We start from the raw sequence: 803 nt of genomic DNA, 5'->3' as shown, positions 1-803 counted from the left end.
GGTGGTGTTCTAAAAAGTATGCTGGCATCAGACGTAGCCATAATTGACATAAAAGAACACCAGATCAAACACTTTTAAGTGATTATCGAGCTTCTTAGAGAAACAACAGGTTCTTCTAACGGCTCGTTTTAGTCGGTGTCTAAGACGGCAGTTATTGCCTTCTATGCCTACCGTATGCTGTTTGCCAATTCGTTTGTTATCACTTTTAAAGGCGGTTATAAAACTGTCCCAGTTGTCCATACTGATAGAGCCATAGCTGACTGTAAGCTGCTTTAAACGTGCTCTTAACTTCTTAGCCGTTTTTAGGTCACGTTTGCCCCAGACATAAGCGACAATCTCATTAGTAGCACGGTCATAAGCGTAGATGAGCCAGACTTTACGCTTCTTGCGATACACGTAAGTCCAGAACTCATCAACCTCTAAGCGTTCATAATAGCGCTTCTTAGGCGCGATCTTATAAACAGATGAGCCTATGGTGCCAAGTACTTTACCAATGCTAACCTTGGCTATAACGGCTATGTCTCTAACACCACAACCTCGGACAGTCATCAGTCGTATGAGATCTTCTATTCTAGAGTGACAGCCGTTATAGGTTACTGCATGATCGCCAATAAACTGACGTTTGCAGTCCTTACATTGGTAGTTCTGCTTGCCATAGCTTTTTATGCCATTTTTCTTTAGACTAAGACTGTGACAGTCGGGGCAATTGATCTGTATTTGTGTCTTCATAACCTCAAATATATCATCTTGCTTTGACTGTCACCCTTCCTTTATTACCCCAGCATACTTTTTGATACACCACC

1 protein-coding gene is annotated in these 803 nt (G+C 42.0%); it reads right to left on the bottom strand.

The window, feature by feature from the left end; all coding sequences use genetic code 11:
* Positions 1 to 27 precede the first annotated feature (27 nt).
* Positions 28 to 729: an IS1 family transposase gene (locus JMX83_RS14990; protein ID WP_102078209.1), complete on the bottom strand. Its 702-nt coding sequence runs from the start codon at positions 727 to 729 to the stop codon at positions 28 to 30.
* Positions 730 to 803 lie beyond the last annotated feature (74 nt).

The organism is Psychrobacter piscatorii (assembly GCF_904846415.1).
Lineage (GTDB): Bacteria > Pseudomonadota > Gammaproteobacteria > Pseudomonadales > Moraxellaceae > Psychrobacter > Psychrobacter piscatorii.
The sequence above is the reverse complement of the archived record's forward strand: the minus strand, read 5'-3'. Positions and strand labels throughout refer to the sequence as shown.